Genomic DNA, 23,901 nt, shown 5'->3' with positions numbered 1-23,901 from the left:
ATGTGGAAACGGCGCCCGAGACCTGTCACTGTGGACAGGATTTGCGCCCACCAACCGGTCATCGCCGGGAGCGGGGCGGCACATCTGCATGCCATCCATCTGCAAAGGAGCAGCAACTATGACAACAGACATCCTGTGGTTCTCTGAACTCGGACTCAAGGACCTTGACCGGGTGGGCGGAAAGAACGCCTCCCTCGGTGAGATGGTGCAGAACCTTACCTCTGCCGGCGTCCAGGTCCCTGACGGCTTCGCCACCACGGCCGATGCCTACCGCACCTTCCTGTCTGACTCCGGCCTGGACCAGAAGATCGCCGACCGGCTGGTCGGCCTGGACACCGACGACGTGACGGCACTCGCCGCGGCGGGCCAGGAAATCCGGACCCTGATGCGTGAGACGCCTTTCCTTCCCGACTTCGAGAAGCAGATCAGGAGCTCCTACCAGCAGCTGGTGGACAAGCACGGCGGCTCGGACGACCTGTCCTGGGCTGTCCGTTCCAGCGCAACAGCGGAAGACCTGCCCGATGCCTCCTTCGCCGGACAGCAGGAAACCTTCCTGAACGTCCGCGGCATCGAGAACATCCTGCTCGCCATCAAGGACGTCTTCGCGTCCCTCTACAATGACCGCGCCATCGCGTACCGCGTGCACCACAAGTTCGAACACTCGGAGGTGGCGCTCTCCGCAGGGATCCAGCGGATGGTGCGTTCCGACGTCGGCGCTTCCGGTGTCATGTTCACCATGGACACCGAATCCGGGTTCCAGGACGCGGTGTTCGTCACGTCTTCCTACGGCCTCGGTGAGGCCGTCGTCCAGGGCGCGGTGAACCCGGACGAGTTCTACGTCTACAAGCCCGCCCTGCAGGCCGGCCGCCCGGCCATCCTCAAGCGCGGACTGGGCGAGAAGGCGCTTCAGATGACGTACACCAGCAACCACGAAGTCGGCCACACCATTGACTTCGTTCCGGTTGAGGCTTCGTTGCGGAACCGCTTCAGCCTCACGGACGACGACGTCGAGCAGCTCGCCCGCCACGCCGTCGCCATCGAGAACCACTACGGCCGCCCGATGGATATCGAATGGGGCAAGGACGGGATCGACGGCGGCCTGTACATCCTCCAGGCGCGCCCCGAGACCGTGCAGTCCCGCCGCGCCTCCGGCAGCCTAAGCCGTTTCCGCCTCAACGGGACCGGCCGGGTGCTGGTCGAGGGCCGCGCAATCGGCCAGCGCATCGGCGCGGGCAGCGTCCGGATCCTCACCGCGATCGACCAGATGGCCGCCTTCAAGACCGGCGACGTCCTCGTCGCCGACATGACCGACCCGGACTGGGAACCGATCATGAAGCGCGCCTCCGCTATCGTCACCAACCGCGGCGGACGCACCTGCCACGCGGCCATCATTGCCCGCGAATTGGGGATTCCCGCCGTCGTCGGCACCGGGAACGCCACGGATGTCCTGTCCGACGGCCTCGACGTGACGGTGTCCTGCGCCGACGGTGAGACCGGCGTCATCTACGAAGGACTCCTGGACTTCAGTGTCGAGGACACCGAAATCACCCAGCTGCCCGAGGCCCCGGTCAAGGTCATGATGAACGTCGGCACGCCCGAGCAGGCGTTCACCTTCGCGCAGCTGCCCAACCACGGCGTTGGCCTGGCCCGGCTGGAATTCATCATCAACCGCCAGATCGGCATCCACCCCAAGGCGCTCCTGAACATGGACGACCAGCCGGCGGACGTGGCCACGGTGATCCGGGAACGGATTGCCGCCTACGACAGCCCGCGTGGTTACTACATCAAGCGCCTTGCCGAAGGTGTCGCGACCATCGCGGCGGCCTTCGCGCCGGAGCCGGTCATTGTGCGCATGTCCGACTTCAAGTCCAACGAGTACGCCAACCTGATCGGCGGCCCGGCCTACGAGCCGCATGAAGAGAACCCGATGATTGGCTTCCGCGGTGCTTCACGCTACCTGGAGCCGTCCTTCCGGGACTGTTTCGACCTGGAGTGCGAGGCTCTGTCCTTTGTCCGCAATGAGATGGGGCTGACCAACGTCAAGCTGATGATCCCCTTCGTGCGGACCGTGGACGAGGCCAGCGGCGTCATCGACCTGCTTGCGGAGAACGGCCTGCGCCGCGGCGAGAACGGCCTCGAAGTGATCATGATGTGCGAGATTCCGTCCAACGCGCTGCTCGCCGACGACTTCCTGGACTACTTCGACGGATTCTCCATCGGGTCCAATGACATGACCCAGCTGGCCCTGGGCCTGGACAGGGATTCGGCGATTGTTTCGGGCGGCTTTGATGAACGCGACCCCGCCGTCAAGAAGCTCCTGCGTATGGCCATCAAGGCATGCAAGGCACGCGGCAAGTATGTAGGCATCTGTGGCCAGGGGCCCAGCGACCATGCGGACTTTGCCGAGTGGCTGGTCGGGGAAGGCATCGATTCCGTCTCGCTCAACCCGGACACTGTGGTGGACACCTGGCTCCGGCTCGCCGGCTCAGTTGGCCTCGCCGGGGCCGGCACGGCAGTCGGCGCCGAAATGAACTAAGCCGCCGCGCCGACCTCAGTGCCCGCCCGGGAAACCCGGGCGGGCACTGACGGACGCTTCCGCCGCAGTGGGGCCGGACTGCCTGGTGGCCAGCGTGGAGGAGGCCCTGTGGCCCTACTCCACGGGGGCGGCCAATCCCTAGCATTGCGTCATGGAACAGTTGCAGGAAGCCAACGCCGAAGAACCGGAATTGTCTGCCACCACAGTTTTCGCCAGTCTCGCGGAGTTGAGGGACGCCCCAGGCTATGGTCCCAAGGCAATAGCTGAAAGGCTCATGAATTCGCTGGGCCCTGATGCAGCGGCCCCTCTGCTGGGCGTGAGTGTCGGACTCCTGGATCGGTGGGCATCGGGCGAAGATGCGCCGGATGCCGAGGGCCGGCTTCAGCTTGCGGACCTGGACGCCCTCGTCGGGCATCTACATGGTGCTTTCACGCCAGCCCAGGCCATGATCTGGATGTGCAGCCCCAATGTGCAGCTGGGCTCCAGACCCATCGATGTGTACCGCACCCAGGGGTCGGCGCCGGTGATCGGCGCCATCAGGGCCCACGTGCGGGAACCTCATTAGCCGAACTCCAGGGCACAGGAAAGCGAGGTCGGCGTCCCCGACCGCGGGAGTCAACCCTCTTCCCTGCTTCACGATTCCGGAGGCTGCATCCCAGCCCCCGACTGCGTATCTGGTTCCACAGTTAGACGGCACCCAGAAGAAAGCACTTGCCATGTGCCGATTATTTGGGCTCCACGCCGGTTCTCTACCGGTCCGGGCGACGTTCTGGCTCCTGGACGCTCCGGACAGCCTCGCGGACCAGAGCCGGAGGGAGCCTGACGGAGCCGGCATAGGGACCTTCGACGCGGACGGGAAGGCTCGCATAGCCAAGCAGCCCCTTGCCGCCTGGCAGGACCACGCTTTCGCTCGTGAGGCACGGGACGTGAAGAGCACGACGTTCCTGGCCCACGTTCGGTACGCCAGTATCGGCGCCCATACTTTGGTCAACACTCACCCGTTCGAGCAGGACGGGCGGCTGTTTGCCCACAACGGTGCCTTCGGTGATCTCGAACGGCTCGACCACCATTTGGCCGATCTTGGCGTTGCGGTCCTCGTGCAGGGGCAGACCGACAGCGAACGCCTTTTCGCGCTTATCACCGCTGAGAGCCGCCTGACCGGCGGCGACGTCGGCGACGGTATTGTCAGGGCGATCGCATGGGTCGCCAAGGAGCTGCCCGTCTTCAGCCTGAACCTCATCATGACCACGGCTACGGACCTGTGGGCACTCAGATACCCGGCAGCCCACGAGTTATACATTCTGGAAAGGGATCCCGCCGTTGCCCCGGCTCCGGCCGCGCCCCTCGACGCCCGGAGCCACCGGATCCACTCCCGCAGCACGGAACTCGCCTACAATCCGCATGTCCTTTTCGGCACTGAACCAATGGACCATAACCCGGCCTGGCGACCCATGGCACCCGGTGAACTGGTGCACGTCGATCCGTTCTTGACGGTGACCGCCACTTTTCCCTTCCCGGACGCCCCTGCCCATCCGCTCGCTCTCGCCGATCTTGAACCGAACGAAGCCGCATCGCAGAAGCCTTGACCAGTTCTGCTGACCTGGCCCGGGTTCTGACCCCGACCCAAGCGTTACCCACGACACCAGACGGATGCGACCCTGGACCGTACTATCGAGCGTATGGGCGCACAACTGCCCGGGCTCGACGAGTACAAAGGGAAAGAGGAGCAACCATGAAACTCTTGACAGTAGCGTGGACGGCGGCCGCGACGGCAGCTACGGCAGCGGCCGGGGCGTTGGCGACGGATCCTGACAGCACCTGGTACCAGCGGCTGCGCAAGCCGGACTGGCAGCCGCCCGCACTGGCCTTTCCCGTCGTGTGGACTGCTCTTTACGCGGACCTTGCCGTGAGTTCCGCCGTCGCCCTGGACAGCAAGGAGGCGACCGATCCTGTCGGCGGACAGGACAGGCGGCAGGAGATCCGCGCCTTCCGGGGCGCCTTGGCCGCAAACCTTGTACTCAACGCAACGTGGAGCTGGCTTTTCTGGCGTGCCCGCCGGCCTTGGCTGGCAGCAGCAGAGGCCGCAGTGTTGGCTGCAAGCAGCGCTGACCTGGTGCGGCGTACGTACAACCTGAACCGCAGCGCCGGCGTGGCGCTGGCCCCCTATGCGCTGTGGTGCGGCTTCGCCACCGCTTTGTCCGCGGGAGTCGCGAGACTCAACCCCGGAATGGGCGGCCGGTAGTAGTTCAGGTGTCCGCTGCGTTTGCCGTGGAGGGTGTTATTCGGCCGCCGGACGCCGTCGTTGCTGTTTCGTCGCCGACCTCTGTTCCTTTGCGGCGAGGCGCCTGCGGTTCGATCCCCGGGTCGGTTTCGTTGGACGCCGGGGAGCGGATTCGGGAGCAAGCGCCTCTGCCACTAGGCCGGAGAGTTTAGCCAGGGCGATCTCGCGATTGCGCAGCTGTGACCGCTGCTCTGAAGCCGTCACGGTAATGACCCCGGCAATGAGGCGTCGGTGGAGACGCGTGAGCAGCATCAGCCGTTGGCCGTCCGAGAGTACCCGCGAATCTCTGATGTTCCAGGAAAGCTCGGCGCGGCTGTCCGAGGTGTTGACGTGCTGACCGCCCGGCCCCGACGAACGCGTGAAGCGCCACCGGAGTTCCGGAGCGGGAATAGTGAGCGCAGGCGACACCTCCAGATCCATGCAACCAGCGTTGCACACTATGAGCCGGCTTACTCCTGGCCGGCTGCGTTCAGATCTGGGCGGTAGGCGGTGAATCCCTCCCTGAGTTGGACGGAATCAGCGCTGACGCGCGCGATGTCTGCCCACATGACGAGGAACGAACCACGGTGCCTCCATCGCAGGATGCTTGCCAACGGCCAGGGCTGGGTGAGTCCGGTTCGTTCATATCCCAGGAATGATGCCGCGCTGTGCGGGCTGACTACGAGCCCCAGCAGGCGCACCTGAGCCATTAATTGCCCGGGACTGCCGTCGACGACGAACCTGGCATCCGCGACCCTGCCAAGGCGCGCTCCGCGGGCGTCGTGAACAGGCGATCCCAAAAGGTCACCGAGGATCATGGCGGCCTCCCGGGATGCGGGCGATGATTTTGCCGCGGATCCAGCGTTCCACCCAGCCGGCGTCAAGGGTCTCTCCCCGGACGCCGAGGGTAACAATGACCCCGACGTCTGCGACGTCTTTCCATTTGATCCGGATCAATCGCGACGATGGCGGCCTGCCTCCGAAGATGCGGGTCGCGAGGACCGGCCCGGTGAGCAGGGCAGTGAGGACAGGGGCCGGAGTTCCTTCCGCGATGGGACCGGTTGTGTCCAACCCGCTGATTTCGAGGTCGTCGACTGTCGTGACGGGCGTGCCGTCGCTGTCGAGCACCTGCCGGTCAAGTAAATGAAGCTGCGCGTCGAGGGTCCGTCCGGCCACTGGAGGGGCGGGTTGCAGCCGGCGGTTGAGCGTCATGATCCGGCTCCTGTGATAATCATGAGCGGTATCGCTGCCAGGGAGGCGGCCAGGATGATGACGAGATAGATCATGGCCAGGACATTGACGGGACGCCCGTTGACGTGTGCCCCCATGTACTGCGGATCGTTGGCTACGATCAGGATCGGCAGATAGGTAAGCGGCAGCGCAACGGCTGAGAACACCACCGAGTATTCGGTCACGAGCACCGGATCGACGCCCGTGGACAGAACGCCGACCCCGATCAGCAGGCAGATGATCATGGCCAGGTGAAAGCGGGCGGCCTGGACGGGCCGGCGAAACTTTCCCCACGACCAGCCGAAGAACTGGGCCAGTGTGTAGCCGCTTGACAGTGTGGTTTCCAGGGCAGCGCCGAAAGTTGCGGCAACGATACCGATCAGGGCAAAGGCAAGGGCGAGCTTTCCGCCGCCCTGAGCCACGGGCAGGACCACCTGCGAGAGTGAGGTCACGGCGATGCCGGCCGGCAGCAGGACGACGGCCGCGCACCCCGCTATTGCCAGGGAGAGCAGGCCCCCGAGCGGAAAGCCGACCAGCACGTTGATCCGTGACTGGATCAGGTCCTTGACGGACCAGCCTTCCTCGACCGCGCCGGACGAGAAGAAGAAAACCTCGTACGGAGTCATCGCTGCTCCGAACAGTGCGATGGCGTAGTACCAGTACGAGGATCCGGTCTCGGATGCGGGGACCGCCATGGACACAGCCTGCCCGGTCAGGGAGTTCCAGTCAGGTTTGAGGAGGAACAGCGCCACGGCGAAGACGATGAGGCAGAGGCCCAGTAAGCCGGTCACGTTCTCCATGATGGAGAATTTCACCCGCCAGATGACCAACCACACTGCGAAGACGGCGACCGGGATCCACAGCAAATAGTGGACACTGCTGGCCAGTTGCAGGGCCAGCGCGATTCCGCCGAGTTCGGCTGTCACAGTCATCAGGTTAATGAAGAACGAAGCGCCAAGGTTGGCCAGTCCTGCCCGCGGGCCAAGCCGCTCCCTGATCACTTCGAACGTAGCCCTGCCTGACGCCGCGGCCACGCGCCCGGACATGTTTGCGAACAGGCAGATGCCCAGGACCCCTGTAATCACCACCCACACCAGCGAAAGGCCGAAGCGCGAACCGACCACGGCGTTCGTGACCAGATCGCCGATGTCCACGAAGCCTCCGATCGCGGTGAGAACGCCGAGGGCGACTCCCAGCAGCCGTTTCATGGCCTGCCCGACCGGATCTTCAGTTCCGACAACGCGCCCGCGGCGGACTCCAATCGCCTGGCGGTTTCGGACAGTGAGGCGCGGCCGTCGCTGCTGGACAGGGCTTCGGCCGCTGCGAGCATTGCCGACGTGCAGTCATCCATGGCCGACAGGGCCGCACCACGAAGATCCCGGTCGGCCTGCACCGTGGGAGAGAGGTTCACGACCGTCGTGCGCGCCGTGCCGAGCTCCCTCAGCGCATCATCGAGGGCAGTGGCGGCTGCTGCGTCCGTTAACTGCCCGGACGCGTTCAAGGCGGAGGCGAGCCTGGCGGTTCCAATGGCTGTAAGGCTCTTATCGACTGCGTCTGACACAGATTGGGGGACGCCGCCGCTGGAACAAGCGCCCAGCAGGCAACAGAGGCAAAGGGCCAGCACCCACCGGAAGTGGTTGCCTCTGGGGCCCGTCCCGCCACCGACTTTCATTGATTCTTCCCGTCAGTTACAACTGGTACAGCACCGCAGCATGCACCGGGAAAGGCGTCAGGATCGCCTGCCCAATGTCCAGTTCAGGAAGCGGCCGGGTAACTCTCAAGAATGTAGTCCGCGGCTGCCGGGCCCGTGATGCGTCGGCGGCTTGTGCGCCAATCGATACCACAGCGCCTCATGGCGGCCCGAAAGATGATGTCCTGCACGGGGGTGATGCTGTGGAGCAGGCACCAGCTCGTGTACAGGCCGTAGAGGCAATCCGGTCCCAAGGGATGCTGCGTTTCATCCGGGACGGTGGCTTCAAGGAGGAATCGTTCAAAGTGTGACTTGGCCATGACGGTTCTTTCCAGGGGGTGCATCAATGTGCCACCGTGCTGCAACAGCGGCTCTCTTTGCGGCCGTGCACCCGGCGGCAAAGGTTCCGTCCCCAAACAGGCTGACTAGGGACTGATACGAATTTACGAAGTTCCGGCCCTACTGTCCAGAGCCGACTCCCAGCTGGCCGGTAGCGTTTTCAGTCCGTAGACGATTGTGCTGTCCATCCGTTCCAGGCGGGCTCCCGGGGCGAGTGCCAGTCCAGGCAGCCGGGACAGGATGGCTTCCAATGCAATCCTTGCTTCAAGCCTTGCAAGGGGCGCACCGAGGCAGAAGTGGACGCCATGGCCAAATGCCAAATGACGGATCTGGCCCCGGTCGACGTCGAACTCTGCAGGGTGCTGGAATTGCCGCTCGTCGCGGTTTGCGGAGCCGATCCACGCCACCACCGGTGCGCCGGCAGGCATCTGAACGCCGCCGAGGGTGGTGTCGGCGACCGTGACCCGGTACATGGACTGGACGGGGGACCGAAAGCGGAGGACTTCTTCGATGGCCTGGGGGAGCAGTGCTGGCTCCTTCACTAGCCGATCGATAGTTCCGGGCACTTCCGTGAAGCAAAGGACCGCGTTGCCGATGAGGTTGGTGGTTGTTTCGTTGCCGGCCACGAGTAGCAGGGCGCAGAAACCCAGCAGTTCGGCCACATTTAGTTTCTGCCCGTCAATTTCGGCTGCGAGAAGGTTACTGATCAAGTCATCGCCGGGACGGCTCCGTCGCTGGTCGATCAGGTCGAGGAAGTACCCGGTCATCTCCCGGTTGGTGGCCTGGTGGTCTTCTGTCTGCGCATTGGTCCGCGTTTGGCTGACGATGACGTCGGACCACTGCTTGAAGCGGTCCCGGTCATCTGCGGGGATCCCCATGAGTTCGGAGATCACGATCACCGGCAGCGGGTACGCCAGCTCTTCGATCAAATCGGCTGTACCGCGGGAAGCGAACCCGTCCAGAAGCTCGTCGGTCAGCTCCGAGATGCGGGGAGCAAGCGCGTCCACTGCTTTCGGAGTGAAGGCCTGGGTCACCAGGGAGCGTAATTGCCGGTGGCGCGGCGGGTCCGTGGTGATGAGGCTTGAGGCGAACAGCTGGCCGGTCTCGGAGGGGTCATCACCGCCCATTCGCGAAGAAAATGTAGCGTGCTCGGAGAGGACCCGCTGCACGTCGTCATACCGGAAGGCGTGCCAACTTCCCGATTTCTCGTCGTGGAAGACTGGTGCGGCTTCCCTCATTCGCTCGTAATGGGGGAAAGGATTCAGCGGGTGCTCATTGGCTGCGGCGAAATCCATGGCTGGCCTCTCTGCTCAGCCTGAGTTTAGCCGAACCGCGTTCCGGCGTCAGTAGGTAAGCGGCGGCTTGGCCTTCAAAAGGGAAGGCTTTCCGGAGCGGCGTACAGGCCCGTTTCGTTACCTTGTGCTTCGGGCCGTGAAGCCAGGTTGCTTTGCGCGTCGGCGCGTTTCACCACCGGTTGAAACGGATCCGGACCGGTGATTGGTTGGGACTAACGGCTTTGAAAGGGAAGAACATGACGGAACATTCTGATCTCACTCCGCAGCGCCTGCGGCACGTCCTGGGCCATTTTGCCTCCGGGCTGACGGTGATTACCGCCGCTACAGAGAGGGGACCGGCGGGATTCACCTGCCAGTCCTTCTCCTCCCTCTCCCTGGACCCGGCGCTGGTTACCTTCAGCCCCGCCCGCAGCTCCAGCACGTGGCCGCTGCTGCGGCACGCCGGGCGCTTCACGGTGAACATCCTGCCTGCCGAACACCATCATCTCGCCGTCCAGTTTGCCCGTTCCGGGACCGACAAGTTCGCTGGCGTGGAGTTTTCCGCCTCGCCGCTGGGAAACCCGGTGCTGGATCAGGCCCTTGCGTGGGTGGACTGCGAACTGCATCAGGAATACGACGGCGGCGACCACACCATTGTGCTCGGGGCGGTGCGCGCACTCGGTGCGCGCGACGGCGGAGAGCCGCTGCTCTTCTTCAAGGGCGGCTACTTCGAAGGAGTGCAGTCACGCGCCGGATTGCTGGAAAGCGTCGCATGATTCAGGTCAGGTCCGGCTGCCACAGGCTGCGGCGGCGCCCCGCCCGCCAGGCAGCCGGGGGCGCGCAGGAGGTACCCGACTTTTCGATGCCGCCCATGCCGACCTTCAGGCGCTAGCCGGGCCGGGTGTTCTTCTGCCACCGGGCCCAGTCGGCGGGTTCGAGGGTCGGCCTGCCAAGGAAGTATCCCTGGCCGGCCGTCATGCCGAGTGAAGTGACGGCATCCAGCTCCGCAGCGGTTTCGATTCCCTCCGCCACGAGGAGAGCGGCTGTCTCGGCTGCAAACCCGACCATTGCCGCCCCCAACGCGCGGTGGCTTGGGTCCGAATCGATGTCCCTGATGATGGCGCGGTCAAGTTTGATGAGGTCCGGCTTGAGTTGGACGATGTGCTGCATGGAGGCAAATCCCGCCCCGGCATCATCGATGGCCACCCGCACCCCTGAACTCCGCAGTGGCGCAAGCACGCCTAGCAGTTGCCCGTAGTCGTCCACTTTCTGGCGTTCTGTCACTTCGAGAACCAGACGCGACGGGTGGATTTCGCCCTGCGAGATCGCTTCGAGGACCCGAGGGTCCAGGCACACGCCCGGAGAGAGGTTGATGGCCAGGTAAATATCCCGCGGAAGCCTCGCCCCGGTGCGGAGCGCTGTGCGCAAGGCCAGGAGTTCCAGGTCCGCCTCCATGCCGACGGAGGCAGCCTGCATGAACCAGGCCTCAGTGGTGGTGCCATCGGAGAAGGGAAACCGACTTAAAGCTTCGGCGCCGACGACGTTTCCGCTCCTGAGGCATTGGATCGGCTGGAAGGCAGTAACGATGCCGTGGCCGGACACCAGGGCTGTGACGCGCTCCCGGATCTGTTCCGCGGTATGGTCCGAGGAGGAAGGGTTGTCAATGGCCCGGGCGGTGCCCTCGAAACCTGTCCCCGTTCCGTCTGCTCCGTAGACCGTTTGGCCGGCAACTTCCATCAGCACCCGGCTGCCGTCCCGGTGCCGGCAGACAAGGACGAGGCCGGTGAAGGTGGACTCGTCCTCGACGACCGGTTGGGATTTGAGGGCAGCTGCAAGGTCTGCGGGATCCAGGACCAGACCGATGGGACTGCCTACCAGCTCCGATGGACTGTATCCGGTCAGCTGCTCGCACATCGGACTGGAAAACGTGATGGTTCCGGTAGCGTCGACTGCCCAAAGCCATTCGCGGCTCGTTCGCATCACTTTGTCGATGTACCCGGACGATTCCGACGCCTGGGCGCGTTCCCGTTTCCGCTGCCGGTTCAGCTGGAGGGCCGCGAAAACGACAATGGGCACCAACGAGAGCGCCGCAATATCCAGGGCCCAGAGCCGGCCGGCGGTCCCGCCGCGGCCGTCAGGCGCGAACAGCGAGGGAATTCGCACCACGAAAGCAAGCACCACCTCTGCCAGGACCACCAGGGCGAGCCAGCACCCGGCGGGGATCCGGCACAGGCCGGCCGGAAGAATTTCGCGGATGCGCCGCAGCTGCCCCGTTCCCGGCGTGACCGCCGCCCGGTTCCTGGCCTTCCCCGTTACCGGGTCCGGCATTTGCATGCAATAAGCACCGGCGTACGACTGATCACGAGACCCCCCTCTGCTGGACAGTTGCCGTCATCATGCCACAAGTGCCACATCTTCGTGATGAAGACAGTCCGCACCCGCCGGTCTTTCCGTCGAGCGATGTCCTCGAGAAGAGTCTTCGGGATGCGTCCGAGCAGTTCGATGCCGCCCTCGGTGAGGAGCGTCAACTCCCGGCCGGACACGGACTGCCCCCTGTCACGACGCCCTCAGCCCGCTCAACGGTTCCAACGTCGAATTAACGGTCAGCACGGCGGGACCCCCGCCCTCCGCGTACGAGATGGCCGAAACCGAGCCCGGGCTGACGACGATCCGCTGGAACTGGTCAAGCTGCGTGCCCAGGGCGTGGGCAACGGCGGCTTTGATCGGGTCCGCGTGGGAGAAGCAGACGACGACGCCCCCGGCGTGCGCGGTGCGCAGCGCCTCCAGCGCTCCGACAATCCTGGCCTGCATCTCCGCGAAGCTCTCGCCGTCCGGAAATCGGAAGGCCGACGGGCTGTGCTGTACGGTCTGCCATTGCGGCAACCCCGCCAGATCGGCGAGCGCGGACCCGGTCCACTCGCCGAAGTCGCATTCGATCAGGCCGGCGTCCTCGTTGACAGGGAGCCCGGTGCGGGCCGAGGTAGGTTCCGCCGTCTCGCGGGTGCGTTCCAGGGGCGAGGAGTAGATGGCGTCGACAGCCAGGCCTGCAAGCCGTTCCGCGACCCGTTCTGCCTGGACCCGGCCTCGATCGGACAGGTGCAGTCCCGGGGCGCGGCCGGGCAACACCGTCCCTGTCGTGGGTGTCTCCCCGTGGCGCACGAGAAACAGGAGGGTGCTTCGCGGTGTCGCTTTCATCGACGGCGCTGCTGCAGTCATCACCCTCCAGCGTAGGCCGTGCCAGGGGCACGTGCGCAGGAATCTTTGCGCATTTCCCTCGATTCGCCGCGCATCCGGGGACTACGGTAGAGAGGTGAGTGATCGTCCCGAGATTTTCACCGTTGGTGAATTGCGTGCAGCCGGCCATGTCCTCAAGGATCTGCGCCACGAGATCCGCGGCAACCTGCTCGCCGCGCTCGCTGCCGGGCGTAATCCGTGGCCGGGGATGTACGGTTTCAGCCGGACCGTCCTTCCGCAGCTCGAGCGGGCCTTGATTGCCGGGCACGACGTCGTCCTGCTTGGCGAGCGGGGGCAAGGCAAAACACGCCTCCTGCGCACCCTTGCGGGGCTGCTCGACGAGTGGTCCCCGGTGATCGAGGGTTCGGAACTGAACGAACACCCTTTCGAACCGATCACGGAACACTCCCGTGCCCGTGTTCTCACCGAGGGTGACCGGCTGCGGGTCTCGTGGCGCCACCGCTCGGAACGATACGTCGAGAAGCTCGCTACGCCGGACACCTCCGTAGCCGACCTCATCGGCGACGTCGACCCGATGCGGGTTGCCGAGGGCCGCCGGCTCGGGGACCCGGAAACCATCCATTACGGACTCGTCCCGCGCTCCAACCGCGGCATCATAGCCATCAACGAACTGCCGGACCTTGCCGAGCGGATCCAGGTCGCTATGCTCAACGTGATGGAGGAGCGCGATATCCAGATCCGGGGTTACGTGCTGCGGCTGCCGCTGGATGTGCTCGTTGTCGCCTCCGCAAACCCCGAGGACTACACCAACCGCGGCCGGATCATCACGCCGCTGAAGGACCGCTTCGGCGCCGAGATCCGGACCCACTACCCGATAGAGCTGGAGGACGAGGTGTCCGTCATCCGGCAGGAGGGGCGGCTGGTGGCCGACGTCCCGCCCGTCATTCTTGAGATCCTGGCGCGCTACACCCGTGCACTGCGGCAATCCCCGGCCATCAACCAGACCTCCGGAGTCTCGGCGCGGTTCGCCATCGCAGGCGCCGAAACAGTCGCCGCCGCGGCGCTGCGGCGTGCCAGCGTCCGCGGCGAGGACCAGGCCGTCGCGCGGATCATCGACCTGGAGACCGCAGTCGAGGTCCTGACGGGCAAGATTGAGTTTGAATCCGGTGAGGAAGGGCGCGAACAGGCGGTCCTCGACCATCTTCTTCGCACGGCCACTGCCGAAGCCGTTCGGGCCCACTTTCACGGACTGGACCTCGGTCCGCTTGTAGCGGCGCTCGACGGCCACCGGACAGTGACCACCGGCGAACACGTCACCGCACGGGAGTTCCTCGAAAACCTTCCGTCCCTTGACTCATCCGGCCTCTATGACGAGATCAGCGGGCGCCTGGGCGCCAGGAACGACGGACAGCGCGCCGCGGCAATCGAACTTGCATTGGAAGGTCTTTATCTCGCCCGGCGGATCTCCAAGGAGTCCGACGACGAGGAAACGGTCTACGGCTAGGAACCAGGTCCGGGGATAGGCGGCATCATGGGTGTGCACAACTCCAAGTACGGCCGGTACAGGGGAGGGCCTGATCCGCTCGCCCCGCCGGTCGACCTTGCGGAGGCGCTCGACGCGATTGCCGAGGACGTCATGGCGGGCTACTCACCCCGGCGCGCCCTTCAGGAGTACCTGCGGCACGGCGGCCGCAACCGTGAAGGTCTCGACGATCTCGCCGGCCGCGTGGAACAGCGCCGCAGTGAACTTCTGGGCCGCCACCGCCTGGACGGCACCCTCAGCGAAGTACAGAAGCTGCTCGATACCGCAGTGCTTGAGGAACGCAAGCAGCTCGCCCGCGACGCCATGATGGACAACACGGACCGCGCTCTCAGGGAGATGCAGCTGCAGAACCTGCCGAAGTCCACCGCGGCAGCGGTCAACGAGCTCGCCTCGTATGACTGGCAGTCAAGCACAGCCCGGGAAGCCTACGAGCGGATCAAGGATCTGTTGGGCCGTGAGGTCCTCGACCAGCGGTTCGCCGGCATGAAGCAGGCCCTCGAAGGCGCCACGGATGAGGACCGCGCGGCGGTTAGCGGGATGCTGCAGGACCTCAACGAACTTCTCGACAAACACCGGCGCGGCGAGGATACGGTGGCGGACTTCCACGAGTTCATGGCCAGCCACGGCCACTTCTTTCCGGAGAACCCGCAATCAGTCGAGGAGCTGATCGATGCACTCGCCCGGCGCGCGGCCGCAGCGCAACGGCTCCTGCAGTCCATGTCCGCCGAGCAGCGCGACGAGCTGATGCGGCTGTCCGCGCAGGCATTCGGCTCGCCCGAACTCATGGACCAGCTCAGTCAACTCGACGACACCCTGCGCGCTCTGCGCCCGGGGGAGGACTGGACCGGCTCCGAACGTTTTGAAGGGCAGGAGGGACTTGGGCTGGGCGACGGCACCGGCGTGCTCCAGGACATCGCCGAACTCGACGATCTGGCCGAGCAGCTCTCGCAGTCCTATAACGGCTCACGCCTTGACGACCTGGACCTTGACGCGCTGGCCCGCCAGCTCGGGCGGAGCGCCGCCGTGACGGCCCGTACCCTCGCCGAGATCGAGAGGGCCATGCAGGACGGCGGCTACCTTCGGCGCGGCGCCGACGGCGACCTTCGCTTGTCCCCGCAGGCCATGAGGCGGCTCGGCAAGTCACTGTTGCGGGACACTGCCAAGCAGCTGTCCGGCCGGCAGGGCCGCCGGGATACGCGCGTGGCCGGGGCGGCCGGCGAGCAGATCGGCTCCAGTCGTCAATGGGAGTTCGGGGACGCCGGGCCGTGGGACGTTACCCGCACCATGACAAACGCCATCCGCCGGACCGTGGCCGGCGGCGGTGACCCGGGCCGCGGGGTCCGCCTCGAGGTGGACGATATCGAAGTGACGGAGACTGAGGCACGCACCCAGGCCGCCGTCGTCCTGCTCGTCGATGTGTCGTTCTCAATGGCCGCAGAGGGGCGATGGGTGCCGATGAAGCGCACCGCCCTTGCCCTGCACCATCTCGTCTCCACCCGGTTCCGCGGGGACCGGCTGCAGCTGATCACCTTCGGCCGCTACGCGCAGACCATGGACATCGGTGAGCTCACGGCCCTGGCATCGCGGCGGGAGCAGGGAACCAATCTTCATCACGGGTTGTTGCTGGCCAACCGCTTCTTCCGCCAGCACCCGTCAATGCAGCACGTGCTCCTCGTGGTGACCGATGGCGAGCCTACCGCGCACCTGTTGCCGGAAGGGGACTCGTGGTTCGACTATCCGCCTGACCCGGAGACCATCCGCGTGACGATCGCCGAGCTCGACCGTCTCGGCCGCGCAGGAACGCAGGCCACGTTTTTCCGGCTGGGCGATGACCCGGGGCTCGAGCGGTTCGTCCAGCGTATGGTCCGCCGCATCGACGGCCGGGTTGTTGCGCCCGAGTCCGGAGAGTTGGGGGCCGCCGTCGTGGGAGAGTATCTCCGTGCCCACTTCCGCGGCCGCCCTTACGACGACGCCGACTGGGCTTCTTAGGGTCGGGAGCCGGGCTAGGCGTGGGGGTGAGCAACCCGGCCTTGTCTGGACCCTCAGAGGTGCAGTTCCATAAAAACGCTGTTCGGATCCAGGGCGTAGTCGGCAAAGGGCGGGCATTCGGTGAATCCGTTGCGGGCATATAGGCGCCGTGCGGGAGCGAAATACTCTTCGGTTCCCGTCTCAAGGTAAAGGCGCCCGCAGTCCCTGCTTCGGGCTTCGCCCACGATGTGCCTGAGCATCAGGGTGGCCACGCCGCGTCCCCGTGCGCCTGCCGTGGTGCGCATGGACTTGATTTCGCCGTGCTTCGCTGAACCGGGCGCGGCGTCGAGGAGTTTGAGCGCGCCACACCCGAGGAGCTCGCCTTCGTCGCGGGCCGTCCAGAAGGTGATCGAGGGTCCGGAGAGCGCTGAGTGGTCCAGCGCGTGCACACTTTCGGCCGGCGAGGTGGCGTACATGTCGGCCAGGTGTTCGCTCAGGAGTTGGTGGACATCCGCGCGCGCCGGGTCGTCCCGGTCAATGTGAATCATCGCCCCAAATTTACCGGTCCCCCCTCGTAATATGCCAAGCCGGCCCCGCCGTTCACTGCACCAGCAGTACCGGTAGCAGCACAAAAGGCCAGGGGACGACGGCGGGGTTCCTCCGCCGTCGTACTCTGCTGTCAGGCACCGATGCAGCCCGGCCGCAGCCCCCGGATCAGTAGCATCGGGCCAGGACGAAGACGTCCATATAACCAGCAAAGGAATAGCGAATGACGAGAATGCTGATTATTGGTCCGCCCGGTTCCGGCAAGGGAACCCAGGCGGAACGGATTTCGGAACGCCTCGGCGTAGTGGCGATCTCAACCGGCGATATCTTCCGGGCCAACGTCAAAGGCGGGACCCCGCTCGGCGTCGAGGCCCGGAAGTACATGGATAACGGAGACTTCGTGCCGGACAGCGTCACGAATGAAATGGTGCGGAGCCGCCTCAGCCAGGACGACGCCAAAGAGGGCTTCCTGCTGGACGGCTACCCGCGCACCGTGGCGCAGGTGGAATACCTCGACGGAATCCTCGCGTCGTGCGACCAGAAGCTTGGCGTAGTCCTCCAGCTGACTGCGGACGACGAGGAACTGGTCTCCCGCCTGATGGGCCGGGCCAGGGAAACCGGCCGGAGCGACGACAACGAAAGCGTCATCCGCCACCGGCTGGACCTGTACCACCAGCAGACGGAGGCCGTGGTGGCCAAGTATGCCGGCCGCGGGATCCTCGCGCAGGTGGACGGGATCGGCGGAATCGAGGAGGTCACGGAGCGGGTTCTGGGCAGCATCGATGACGTGCTCAGGGTGCCGGTCCGAGGACAATAGAAAAATAAAGGGGGAGGACGACGGCGGTTCGCACCCCCGTCGTCCTCCCGCCTTTTGCGGCGGGTACTTCGTGGAACCCACCGTGTTCGCCTCCAACCACGCCGCACCCTTCGGCGGGGGTCAGCTTTCACTCAGCCGGGCCGGGGATAATTAGACGAGGCGCGGCGCCCGGGATCACCGCTGGCGCGCGGCATCGAAATCATCCAGACGGAACTGCGGAGGTCATTTGGCGTTGCTAGTTGATGGAACAGTACGGACGGCTGCCGGGCAGACCGCCGGGCAAACTGCCGGGCAAACCGCCCGGCACAGTGCAGTGGGGCAAAGGCTGGGCGGTTTGGACGTCCTGCGGGGTGCCGCCGTCGGTGCCGTTCTGCTGGGACATTCGTGGCCAGGGGTATTTCAAGGTGCCGGCATCGTCGGAGTGATTGTCTTCTTCGTGCTGAGCGGCTACCTGATCACAGGGGTGCTGCTGAGGGACATCGAACAGCATCGCGAAGTCCGTTACGGCCGCTTCTATGCGCACCGGGCCTTCCGGCTGTTGCCGGCGCTCATCGCCTTCCTTAGCGTCTACGCCGTCGTTGAACTGACGGCGGACGTGCTGGGGGACCGATCCAAGGGGATCATCGGTTACACCCTCCTGGCCGGTTTCGGCTACCTGAAAGACCTGCCGCTGCCTTTTGACGTCAGCATGGCGATCGGGCCGCTCTGGACGCTGGCGGTGGAGGAACAGTTCTACCTGATCTGGCCGGCACTGCTGGTGGTCGCGCTGGGGAGGAACCGCCAGGGACTGCTGATCGGCTGGTCTGCGGCCGTCGTCTTTTCCCTGATGACGGCGAGCGTCCTGGCCATGCTGATCCTGGCTCCGCACCTGCACTCCCTGGTCTATGCGCTTCCTACGACGTGGGGCCTCGGGCTGATCATCGGTTCGGGGCTGCGCCTCTACCGGGTCAAGATGTTCAGCTGGTTCGCGGGCCGCCGGCCCCGGCGGCTGGCCCTGCTTGGCGCTGTTCTTGTCCTCGCCGCGCTGGTGTTCTTTCCCAAGGCCAACGAGTCGCCGGCCTTCTTCTTTGTCGGAGGTCCGCTGGCGATGGCTGCCGCGGCGGTCCTGGTGGTGCTGGCCGCCTCCCGTTCGCAGGTGCTGCCCCGGTGGACGCGGCCGCTGCAGATGCTGGGCACTGTTTCCTATGCGGCATACCTCTGGAACTACGTGGTCATCCTCTGGCTCAACGGCGGTTCCACTGCCGACTTGCCGCCGCTCGTGGCAGTGTCGGCCATCGTGCTGACGCTGCTTGTGGCGGTGGTCAGCTGGCATACGGTCGAAAAGCTGGGTCGCACGGGGCGCGACCGCTTCGACAGGTATTGCCAGGCCAGGGCCGATGCCCGGACGTGACGAGGGTCATGCTTTTGGGATGCGGATTGCTGATCGTCTAAGGTTGATGCCCGATGGCAGCTTTTGATGAAACGTCCGATCAGTCGAGGCCCGCGCAGCCGCGCGGGCCGGTCTTCGTAGATGCATCAGGACGGCGCCTGCGGCTCGTGAAGCTTCTTGGCCTCGGGTCGCTCGGGCTCGTGGCGGCATACGTGGTGCTCCTGGTGGTTGCATTCGTTGGCGGACCCAATGTCGCGGCTCCGTACCTGCCGCTGCCTGCCCGCCCGGCAGCTCCCGCGGCCCAGGACATTCCTCCTTCCCAGTCGGCGCCGACGTCCACCGCCGCGGCCCCGGCCCCCCAGGCCGTCCCGGCCGAACCTGCAGGGCAGGCCGCATTCCAGGCTCCGGTGATTGCGCCGCCGGCCGTTCCGGTGACGCCGCCGGCCGGTGCTACGGGCAGTGCTACTGAAGTGCAGAAGACTGCCCCCTCTGCGCCCGCTACAGTTCCTGCACCGGCCACGGAGCCGACGGCACCAGGCAAGAGCGGGACGGCCCCGGGCCAGGCTGCGCGTCCGTCTACCCCGCCGCAGCCGTGAGTCTGAGCCGCCCGGTCAAGTCCGCAGTCAAATCCGCAGTTCCCGCCAGCGTAAGGGCTCACTGGTTCGTCCTCATCGCCGTCATCTTTGCGCTGGGTGTTGCACTCACCGTCCAGGGATACATGCACCACCTCGCCGGAATCGGCGATGACTCCGTACCGTCGAGCACCTCTGCGGGAAACGTGCCCCAGGCAGTCTCCGGCGGCGGCCCGGTGGTCGATTCCCGTGGCGGGGCGGTCCGCACCGTGAGCCCTCCGGACCACACGCTCGCACTGACGTTCGACGACGGGCCGGACCCTGTCTGGACGCCTCAGATCCTCGACGTCCTGCGGAAGCATCACGTGCGTGCGACGTTCTTCGTTGTTGGCTCGGCGGCGATCGACAACCCGGACCTCGTGCGCCGGATCATTGCCGAAGGCCACGAGATCGGCGTTCACACACTCACGCACACAGACCTCGGCACTGCTCCGTCGTGGCGGCGTGAACTCGAAGTCCAAGGTGCCCAGGAAGCCATCGCCGGCATCACCGGACAGACGACGTCGCTGCTGCGTCCGCCGTACAGCTCGGGGAACGATGCGATCAACGACAGCACCTGGTCGGCAATGCGAACGTCCGCGGACGAGGGCTACATCACGGTGCTGAGCAGCGTCGACAGCGAGGACTGGCGGCGGCCGGGCGCAGCAGCCATCGAGCGGAATCTCGCCCCTTCCGGGCCGCAGGGGCAGGTGCTCCTCATGCATGACGGCGGTAGTGACAGGGCGCAGACAGTCGCGGCGCTCGATTCCGCCTTGTCGCGATTCGCCGGCCAAGGCTATCGCGTGACAAGCGTCGGTGACGCACTCGGTATTGACAGCATGCGGGAGGCCGCCGCCGCGGAGAAGATGACCGGAACGGCGTTCGTGCGGGGCATCCAGCTGAGCGACTTCGTCGTCACCGCCATATCGTGGGGGCTGGTTGCGGCCGGCATCGTGACGCTGGTCCGCGCCGTCCTCGTCATCGGCTTCGCCGCCCGCCACAGCCGGGCTGCGCGGCGTCTTCGGACCGTGAGCAGGGGGCGGCGGCGGGTGGACGTGCCGGTCAGGCCAGAGATCACAGAGCCGGTCAGCGTGATAGTCCCCGCTTACAACGAGGCTGTCGGCATCGAAGCCGCAGTCCGGTCCATCGCCGCCTCGAACCACCCCGTTGAGACCATCGTGGTCGACGACGGCTCAACCGACGGGACCGCGGACATCGTGGAAGCCCTTGGCCTGCCTGGTGTCACCGTGATCCGGAAGGAGAACGGGGGCAAGCCCTCCGCCCTTAACGCCGGGCTCGCTGCCGCCAGCCACGAACTTGTGGTGATGGTCGACGGCGACACCGTCTTCGAACCGGACACGGTCCATGCCCTCATCCAGCCCTTCGCTGACCCGCGCGTGGGGGCAATTTCGGGCAACACCAAGGTGGCCAACCGCGGCGGCATCCTTGGTGCGTGGCAGCACATCGAGTACGTCGTCGGCTTCAATCTGGACCGCCGGCTGTTCGACGTCGCGGAGTGCATGCCAACGGTTCCCGGGGCTATTGGCGGCTTCCGCCGCGACGCCCTCCTGCGGGTCGGCGGAGTAAGCGACGACACGCTCGCCGAAGACACGGACCTCACCATGTCGCTGTGCCGCGACGGCTGGCGCGTCGTGTACCAGGACGATGCCCGTGCGTGGACCGAGGCCCCCGCTACCCTTGGCGCCCTGTGGAAACAGCGGTACCGCTGGTGCTACGGCACGTTGCAGGCAATGTGGAAGCACCGGGGTGCGGTGGTGCAGCGGGGAGCGGCCGGCAAGCTTGGCCGACGCGGGCTCGGCTACCTGCTCGTTCTCCAAGTGCTGCTTCCCCTGTTCGCCCCCGTAGTCGATGTGTTTGCTGTCTATGGACTGATCTTCCTCGATCCACTCCGGATCGCGGCACTCTGGCTCGTCTTCCTCGTCGTTCAGATGCTCATGGCCACCTATGCGTTCCGGCTCGACAAGGAACGGCTCGGGCCGCTATGGACGCTTCCGCTCCAGCAGTTCGTCTACCGGCAGCTGATGTATCTCGTCGTCATCCAGTCAGTGGTCACCGCCTTGGCGGGTGTCCATCTCGGCTGGCATCGGATGGAGAGGTACGGCAGCCTGCGTGTCCCGCCGGCCGCCGGGGGACAAACGTAGCCCGTCCCGTCCTTGGAAACAGGTGCAGGGAGTAGGGTTTGCCATAGTCGACGAAGGAGTCAACATGAGCTACAAATACCGAACCGTCCGGGTTCGCGGTACGGAAATGGTGGGAACAATTGCCCGGAAGCATGGCGGTGCGCCGGAAATTTACGAAACGTCCAGGGACGCAAGCACCTCGGTGGTTCCGGTGTTCTTCGAGGCGACGGGCGAGGTCCGCTTTTTCGACCGGTCAATGCTGGAGGACGTCGTGACGCCGGCCGGCTAGCTAGCTGCGAAAGCCGGGCGGATAGGCCGGTGTGGACGCCTGCCGGGGTGCCGTGCATGATGAAGCCGTGACTTCTGATGACTCAGCCAACCTCGAGGTGCCACGCCGGGCAACTCCGGCCGATGCTGCGGCTGTGGCCCACATGCTCCACGATTTCAACACCGAGTTCGGAACGCCCAGCCCGGGCATCGACGAGTTGGAATCGCGGCTCTCCCGCTTGTTGGGAGGGGAGGACGTGGTGGTGCTGCTTGTCGGCGAGCCGCCAAGCGGACTTGCGGTGGTGAGTTTCCGGCTGAATGTCTGGTACCCGGGGCCGGTCGCGATCCTGGACGAGCTCTACGTTCGTCCAGGCCGGCGGGGCCGGCGCCTGGGCAGCGCCCTGCTCGCCGCGTCATGCGAGCTGATACGGGGCCGGGGCGGCGGACTGCTCGAAATCAACGTCGACGGCGAGGATACAGACGCCCGCCGGTTCTATGAGGCCCGAGGGTTCACCAACACCGAACCGAACGGCACGGAGCCGATGCTGTATTACTACCGGGAGTTCTGAAGAGCAGCCTGGGCGCCAACCGGATTCTCAACGGCGCCTATCCGTGTCAGGATCAGGTATGCCCCACCGCCTGATGCTGCTCGACACCGCCTCGCTGTACTTCCGCGCCTTCTACGGGGTGCCCGACACGATCCGCCGCGCCGATGGCACACCGGTGAACGCCGTACGCGGCCTGCTCGACATCATCGCGCGGCTCACCACCGATTACGAAGCGACGCATCTCATAGCTTGTTGGGACGACGACTGGCGTCCGCAGTGGCGGGTGGACCTGATCCCGAGCTACAAGTCGCACCGGGTCGCGGAGGTGGTGGCCGGTGGCCCCGACGTGGAGGTGGTGCCTGACGCCCTGGATGCGCAGATCCCGATGATCCGCCGCGTGCTCGAGCTCGCCGGCATCGCCGTTGTGGGGGCTGCTGAGCATGAGGCCGACGACGTCGTCGGCACCTATGCCAGCCAGGCCGGCCTTCCGGTGGACGTGGTCACGGGAGACCGCGATCTCTTCCAAGTGGTCAGCGACGACCGTGACGTGCGGGTGATTTACACCGCGCGCGGCATGAGGAACCTCGAGGTCGTCACCGACGCCGTCATCGTCGGCAAGTACCGCGTGCTGCCCGAACAGTATGCGGACTATGCGATCCTCCGCGGTGATTCCTCCGACGGGCTGCCGGGTGTTGCCGGGATCGGCGAGAAGACCGCCGCGTCGCTTCTCGGGGAGTACGGCACGCTCGCGACGCTGCTTGAGGCGGCTGCGGATTCGCAGAGCGGGCTGTCCGCGCCAGTACGGGCCAAGCTCGAAGCGGCAACGGACTACCTCACAGTGGCACCCGAGGTCGTGAACGTCGTTCGCGACCTCGGGCTGCCGACCCTCGAGGAGGCGGGCGCGCAGCTGCACCCTATAATCGGCGATTCGCGCGCGGAACTGGAGCGTCTTGCCTCCGAATGGAACCTCGGAGGTTCGGTCAGGCGGCTCCTCGAAGCGCTCGACCGACGGGACTAAAGAACGCGGCGACCGGGGACAATTGAATCAAAGCCAACGAAACGAGAACACCATGACCACGCTCAAAGAACGCCTCCATGGCGACGTCGTAATCCACATGAAGGACCGGAACAAGGTGGCGCTCACCACGGTGCGCAACGTCCTCGGCGAGATCGAAACACGCGAGAAGTCGGGCAAGACCCCGATCGAACTGGACGACGCCCAGGTAACCGGGCTGCTCCAGAAGGAGGCGGCCAAACGCCGCGACACAGCGAAGATCTACACCGAAGCCGGCGAAGCCGACCGCGCCGCGGCGGAAATCGCCGAAGCCGAGGTCATTGAGGCCTACCTGCCCAAAGCCCTGACACGGGATGAGGTCGAGGCCATTGTCGACGAGGTGATCGCCGGCCTGAAGGCCGACGGCCAGGAGCCATCCATGCGCCAGATGGGCGCCGTGATGAAGCCGGTCACGGCCAAGGTCGCTGGGCGCTTTGACGGCAAGACCGTCAGCGAGATCGTCCGAACCCGCCTCGCTTAGCGCGGCCGGGGGAGCCTGCCCGGATCGCAGCG

25 protein-coding genes are annotated in these 23,901 nt (G+C 65.6%); 15 read left to right on the top strand and 10 right to left on the bottom strand.

Translation table 11 applies throughout. From position 1 onward, the window contains the following. Positions 1-118: 118 nt before the first annotated feature. The 4 genes from ppsA (at position 119) to ACFVWT_RS08130 (ending at position 4,778) form a co-directional block, all read left to right on the top strand. Entirely contained in the window at positions 119-2,536 is a 2,418-nt protein-coding gene (gene ppsA, locus ACFVWT_RS08145) for a phosphoenolpyruvate synthase (protein WP_390246818.1), read from the top strand. 151 nt (positions 2,537-2,687) lie between these two features. Then, complete coding sequence (locus ACFVWT_RS08140) at positions 2,688-3,101, top strand: hypothetical protein (protein ID WP_390246816.1); 414 nt, start codon at positions 2,688-2,690, stop codon at positions 3,099-3,101. 151 nt (positions 3,102-3,252) lie between these two features. Then, positions 3,253-4,122, top strand: a complete 870-nt coding sequence (locus tag ACFVWT_RS08135) for a class II glutamine amidotransferase (protein ID WP_390246814.1) — start codon at positions 3,253-3,255, stop codon at positions 4,120-4,122. Between the two features lie 146 nt (positions 4,123-4,268). Beyond that, positions 4,269-4,778 (top strand): TspO/MBR family protein, encoded by a 510-nt coding sequence (locus ACFVWT_RS08130; RefSeq protein ID WP_390246812.1) that lies wholly within the window; start codon positions 4,269-4,271, stop codon positions 4,776-4,778. 36 nt (positions 4,779-4,814) lie between these two features. Here the strand turns inward: ACFVWT_RS08130 and arfB are convergent, their stop codons facing one another. The 7 genes from arfB to ACFVWT_RS08095 all read right to left on the bottom strand — a co-directional run bounded on the left by arfB (position 4,815) and on the right by ACFVWT_RS08095 (position 9,350). Then, positions 4,815-5,237: an alternative ribosome rescue aminoacyl-tRNA hydrolase ArfB gene (gene arfB / locus ACFVWT_RS08125; RefSeq protein WP_390246810.1), complete on the bottom strand. Its 423-nt coding sequence runs from the start codon at positions 5,235-5,237 to the stop codon at positions 4,815-4,817. A gap of 29 nt (positions 5,238-5,266) precedes the next feature. Continuing rightward, positions 5,267-5,614, bottom strand: a complete 348-nt coding sequence (locus ACFVWT_RS08120) for a PRC-barrel domain-containing protein (protein ID WP_390246808.1) — start codon at positions 5,612-5,614, stop codon at positions 5,267-5,269. Beyond that, positions 5,601-6,008: a hypothetical protein gene (locus tag ACFVWT_RS08115; RefSeq protein ID WP_390246806.1), complete on the bottom strand. Its 408-nt coding sequence runs from the start codon at positions 6,006-6,008 to the stop codon at positions 5,601-5,603. The genes ACFVWT_RS08120 and ACFVWT_RS08115 overlap by 14 nt, the downstream gene beginning before the upstream one ends. Continuing rightward, entirely contained in the window at positions 6,005-7,234 is a 1,230-nt protein-coding gene (locus tag ACFVWT_RS08110; protein ID WP_390246804.1) for an Nramp family divalent metal transporter, read from the bottom strand. The genes ACFVWT_RS08115 and ACFVWT_RS08110 overlap by 4 nt, the downstream gene beginning before the upstream one ends. Then, positions 7,231-7,587, bottom strand: coding sequence for a hypothetical protein (locus ACFVWT_RS08105; protein ID WP_390246802.1), 357 nt, complete (start codon positions 7,585-7,587; stop codon positions 7,231-7,233). The genes ACFVWT_RS08110 and ACFVWT_RS08105 overlap by 4 nt, the downstream gene beginning before the upstream one ends. A gap of 194 nt (positions 7,588-7,781) precedes the next feature. After that, complete coding sequence (locus ACFVWT_RS08100; RefSeq protein WP_390246800.1) at positions 7,782-8,036, bottom strand: hypothetical protein; 255 nt, start codon at positions 8,034-8,036, stop codon at positions 7,782-7,784. Positions 8,037-8,159: 123 nt separating this feature from the next. Further along, positions 8,160-9,350, bottom strand: a complete 1,191-nt coding sequence (locus ACFVWT_RS08095) for a cytochrome P450 (protein WP_390246798.1) — start codon at positions 9,348-9,350, stop codon at positions 8,160-8,162. 236 nt (positions 9,351-9,586) lie between these two features. Between ACFVWT_RS08095 and ACFVWT_RS08090 the strand changes: the two genes are divergently transcribed. Further along, entirely contained in the window at positions 9,587-10,105 is a 519-nt protein-coding gene (locus ACFVWT_RS08090; RefSeq protein ID WP_390246796.1) for a flavin reductase family protein, read from the top strand. A 112-nt stretch (positions 10,106-10,217) separates the two neighbouring features. Here ACFVWT_RS08090 and ACFVWT_RS08085 read toward each other — a convergent pair whose 3' ends face one another. Continuing rightward, positions 10,218-11,657, bottom strand: a complete 1,440-nt coding sequence (locus ACFVWT_RS08085) for an EAL domain-containing protein (protein WP_390246794.1) — start codon at positions 11,655-11,657, stop codon at positions 10,218-10,220. 228 nt (positions 11,658-11,885) lie between these two features. After that, complete coding sequence (locus ACFVWT_RS08080) at positions 11,886-12,545, bottom strand: MSMEG_4193 family putative phosphomutase (RefSeq protein ID WP_390246792.1); 660 nt, start codon at positions 12,543-12,545, stop codon at positions 11,886-11,888. 94 nt (positions 12,546-12,639) lie between these two features. On the opposite strand from ACFVWT_RS08080, the gene ACFVWT_RS08075 reads away from it, so the two are divergent. Then, positions 12,640-14,028 carry a sigma 54-interacting transcriptional regulator gene (locus ACFVWT_RS08075; protein WP_390246790.1) on the top strand — a complete coding sequence of 463 codons (1,389 nt, stop codon included), beginning with the start codon at positions 12,640-12,642 and terminating at the stop codon, positions 14,026-14,028. Positions 14,029-14,055: 27 nt separating this feature from the next. Then, entirely contained in the window at positions 14,056-16,056 is a 2,001-nt protein-coding gene (locus ACFVWT_RS08070; RefSeq protein ID WP_390246788.1) for a VWA domain-containing protein, read from the top strand. A 53-nt stretch (positions 16,057-16,109) separates the two neighbouring features. Here the strand turns inward: ACFVWT_RS08070 and ACFVWT_RS08065 are convergent, their stop codons facing one another. Next, the gene (locus ACFVWT_RS08065) at positions 16,110-16,583 is read right to left on the bottom strand and encodes a GNAT family N-acetyltransferase (RefSeq protein ID WP_390246786.1); all 474 of its coding nucleotides are present in this window, start codon (positions 16,581-16,583) and stop codon (positions 16,110-16,112) included. A 230-nt stretch (positions 16,584-16,813) separates the two neighbouring features. Between ACFVWT_RS08065 and ACFVWT_RS08060 the strand changes: the two genes are divergently transcribed. The 8 genes from ACFVWT_RS08060 (at position 16,814) to ACFVWT_RS08025 (ending at position 23,869) form a co-directional block, all read left to right on the top strand. Next, positions 16,814-17,398, top strand: coding sequence for an adenylate kinase (locus ACFVWT_RS08060; RefSeq protein WP_390247137.1), 585 nt, complete (start codon positions 16,814-16,816; stop codon positions 17,396-17,398). A 334-nt stretch (positions 17,399-17,732) separates the two neighbouring features. Beyond that, on the top strand, positions 17,733-18,788 hold the full coding sequence (locus ACFVWT_RS08055) for an acyltransferase family protein (protein WP_390246784.1): 1,056 nt from the start codon (positions 17,733-17,735) through the stop codon (positions 18,786-18,788). A 53-nt stretch (positions 18,789-18,841) separates the two neighbouring features. Next, positions 18,842-19,363: a hypothetical protein gene (locus tag ACFVWT_RS08050; RefSeq protein WP_390246782.1), complete on the top strand. Its 522-nt coding sequence runs from the start codon at positions 18,842-18,844 to the stop codon at positions 19,361-19,363. Continuing rightward, a complete protein-coding gene (locus tag ACFVWT_RS08045) occupies positions 19,360-21,540 on the top strand; it encodes a bifunctional polysaccharide deacetylase/glycosyltransferase family 2 protein (RefSeq protein WP_390246780.1) in 2,181 nt (726 codons plus the stop codon). Before ACFVWT_RS08050 ends, ACFVWT_RS08045 begins: the two co-directional genes overlap by 4 nt. Positions 21,541-21,604: 64 nt before the next feature. Continuing rightward, positions 21,605-21,808 (top strand): hypothetical protein, encoded by a 204-nt coding sequence (locus ACFVWT_RS08040; protein ID WP_390246778.1) that lies wholly within the window; start codon positions 21,605-21,607, stop codon positions 21,806-21,808. Between the two features lie 142 nt (positions 21,809-21,950). Next, on the top strand, positions 21,951-22,355 hold the full coding sequence (locus tag ACFVWT_RS08035; protein ID WP_390247135.1) for a GNAT family N-acetyltransferase: 405 nt from the start codon (positions 21,951-21,953) through the stop codon (positions 22,353-22,355). Between the two features lie 58 nt (positions 22,356-22,413). Continuing rightward, positions 22,414-23,352 (top strand): 5'-3' exonuclease H3TH domain-containing protein, encoded by a 939-nt coding sequence (locus tag ACFVWT_RS08030; RefSeq protein WP_390246776.1) that lies wholly within the window; start codon positions 22,414-22,416, stop codon positions 23,350-23,352. A 52-nt stretch (positions 23,353-23,404) separates the two neighbouring features. Next, positions 23,405-23,869, top strand: a complete 465-nt coding sequence (locus ACFVWT_RS08025; RefSeq protein WP_390246774.1) for a GatB/YqeY domain-containing protein — start codon at positions 23,405-23,407, stop codon at positions 23,867-23,869. Positions 23,870-23,901 lie beyond the last annotated feature (32 nt).

The organism is Arthrobacter sp. NPDC058288, assembly GCF_042880995.1.
Classification (GTDB): domain Bacteria; phylum Actinomycetota; class Actinomycetes; order Actinomycetales; family Micrococcaceae; genus Arthrobacter.
The sequence above is the reverse complement of the archived record's forward strand: the minus strand, read 5'-3'. Positions and strand labels throughout refer to the sequence as shown.